We start from the raw sequence: 1,656 nt of genomic DNA, 5'->3' as shown, positions 1-1,656 counted from the left end.
CTGTAGGGACGGGAGAAGGCGCTCTCTTCGATGGTTTCGCCGACGTTGCAGGAACTGGCGATGTTGCGGACAGCCCCCTTCGCCCCCTCACCATACGGGGAGAAGGTGCCGGCAGGCGGATGATTGGCGGCGCCGACTCGGCAATCAGCCGATCGAGCGCTACAACCCCATCTTGTAGCCGAGATGGCTGGCGATGAAACCGAGGCGCTCGTAGAAAGCGTGCGCCTCTTGTCGACTCTTGTCGGTCGTGAGCTGAACGAAGCTGCAGTTGCGCGAGCGGCACTCTTCAACCGCCCATTCGATCATGCGTTTGCCGACGCCGCCGGACCGGCGGTGCCGGGCAACGCGAACGCCTTCGATTTGCCCGCGCCAGGCGCCTTTCCTCGAAATGCCCGGAATGAAGCTGAGCTGCAGGGTTCCAACCACTTGCCCGGCTTCGACGGCCACCGCCAGCAGCTGGTTGGGATCGGCATCGATTGCCCTGAAGGCATCGAGATAGGAGGGGGCGAGCGGCGTCGACGCGTCTTCCCGAGCAGCGCCAAGCGCATCGTCGGCTAGCAATGCGACAATCGCCGGCAGATCGGGCGCTTGCGCGCGACGGAAATCAATTTCGCTCATCGAGGGACGACATACGGCGCGGGCCTGGCGACGGCAAGTGCGGTCCAGCCATTCGCGGCCGATGGCGTCGACGACCTCCGGCTTACGCGGCCTGCCGTGCCCAGAGGCGGTGGCCATAGCGGCGGAAGAAGCGCGCCAGGAGCCGCTGCTGCCTGGCGCGGGCGAGATCGGCGCCGCGTCTTTCCTGGCGCCAGCGCGGCATGTTGCGGAACAGCGCAATGAAGCGGGCGGCGTCCTCGAGCGCCTCCTCGGCCGACTGCGCCGGGCGGATCGCCGCCAGGAACAAGGCCTCGCCGTGCTTCAGCCGGTCGACCACCGCCTTGCGCTGGTCATGGCCCAGGCGGGCCTTGCCTATGCCGTCGAGGCGGATGGCGGCGAAGGCTGCCAGCATGGCCGGGCTGTCGCCGGTATAGCCGCAATCACGGGCGAATTGAGCGGAGAGGGCGTCCATCCTGGTTCCCTTGGCTGAGCGGCCGCGACGGGTGCCCGGTCTTGCCGCCCATGCGTACGTCCACGGCGCTAACTAATCATCGGTATATCGTACACAAGCATAACTCAAAAATATGCGCAAGTTAAACTTTTACGCAGGGTTGGGCAGATCCGACTCGACTCTTCGGAAAAAACCCATAAAGTTGCGAACAAAACAGGAACATGAGGCATCAGGAACAATGGCATTGCCGGGCAAGGAAGCGACGCTCACCGAGGTTGTCTCGATTGCGGTCGAGTGTATCGATTGCGGCCGCAACAGATGGTGGAAGCCGGCTGAGCTCAGGCGCTTCGGGGTAACTGCGCAGACGCCGCTGGCGTCCCTTTCGGGGCGCCTCATTTGCTCGGCCTGCCGCGCCGATGGCCTGCCGGGCGCAGCGGTCGTGATCCAGGCGGCATTCGTCGACGAGCAGCAGCGGCGCCGCGCCGAGGCGCGGATGCTCAGCGAGCGCGAGGTTCCGCTGGAGAGATCCAGGCGGGCTTGAGTGGCGCGCCGATCCACCTTCTCCCACAGGGGGAGAAGCGAGCGCGCGAACCCGCCACCCCTAATAC

Annotated in this window: 3 protein-coding genes; 1 reads left to right on the top strand and 2 read right to left on the bottom strand. The window is 65.4% G+C overall.

Features of this window, described 5'->3' with window-relative positions; translation table 11 throughout:
- Positions 1-159: 159 nt before the first annotated feature.
- Both EOA86_RS33655 and EOA86_RS33650 read right to left on the bottom strand, forming a co-directional pair.
- Entirely contained in the window at positions 160-618 is a 459-nt protein-coding gene (locus tag EOA86_RS33655) for a GNAT family N-acetyltransferase (RefSeq protein ID WP_128345485.1), read from the bottom strand.
- 82 nt (positions 619-700) lie between these two features.
- Positions 701-1,069: a hypothetical protein gene (locus EOA86_RS33650; RefSeq protein WP_029351180.1), complete on the bottom strand. Its 369-nt coding sequence runs from the start codon at positions 1,067-1,069 to the stop codon at positions 701-703.
- Between the two features lie 217 nt (positions 1,070-1,286).
- On the opposite strand from EOA86_RS33650, the gene EOA86_RS33645 reads away from it, so the two are divergent.
- Positions 1,287-1,589, top strand: a complete 303-nt coding sequence (locus EOA86_RS33645) for a hypothetical protein (protein ID WP_127209761.1) — start codon at positions 1,287-1,289, stop codon at positions 1,587-1,589.
- The last annotated feature ends 67 nt before the right edge of the window (positions 1,590-1,656 follow it).

The sequence above is a fragment of the Mesorhizobium sp. M5C.F.Ca.IN.020.32.2.1 genome (assembly GCF_004023105.1).
Taxonomy (GTDB): domain Bacteria; phylum Pseudomonadota; class Alphaproteobacteria; order Rhizobiales; family Rhizobiaceae; genus Mesorhizobium; species Mesorhizobium wenxiniae.
The sequence above is the reverse complement of the archived record's forward strand: the minus strand, read 5'-3'. Positions and strand labels throughout refer to the sequence as shown.

Coding starts and splice junctions, on each gene's coding strand:
- EOA86_RS33655 (WP_128345485.1), bottom strand. CDS start 618: ATGAGCGAAATTGATTTCCGTCGCGCGCAAGCGCCCGATCTGCCGGCG.
- EOA86_RS33650 (WP_029351180.1), bottom strand. CDS start 1,069: ATGGACGCCCTCTCCGCTCAATTCGCCCGTGATTGCGGCTATACCGGC.
- EOA86_RS33645 (WP_127209761.1), top strand. CDS start 1,287: ATGGCATTGCCGGGCAAGGAAGCGACGCTCACCGAGGTTGTCTCGATT.